At 37.7% G+C, this 212-nt stretch carries 1 protein-coding gene; it reads right to left on the bottom strand.

Features of this window, described 5'->3' with window-relative positions; all coding sequences use genetic code 11:
- The coding region (locus H5975_RS08635) for a helix-turn-helix domain-containing protein (RefSeq protein ID WP_204785658.1) at positions 1–212 on the bottom strand (212 nt) is incomplete at both ends.

Here is a 212-nt window from a genome sequence, read left to right as displayed (position 1 = left end):
GCTTTAATCCTGAAGTAAAGTGTGACTTAGCTCCACGTTGAGTGATTTGATCACGATGCTGTTTTTCTGCCCTTCGGGCATTATAAGATCCAGGTAATCGATGTAATTCTTTAAAAACTGTGGTTCGAGAAAATCCAATGCGACTAGCAATTTGACCTAAAGAATAATGTTCTTTGTGCAAAGTTTCGATGACAACTCGATCTTGAAATGAT

The organism is Limosilactobacillus coleohominis, from assembly GCF_016901675.1.
GTDB classification, from domain to species: Bacteria; Bacillota; Bacilli; order Lactobacillales; family Lactobacillaceae; genus Limosilactobacillus; species Limosilactobacillus intestinavium.
Note: the sequence above shows the minus strand (reverse complement) of the source record. Positions and strands in the feature narration are given on the sequence as shown.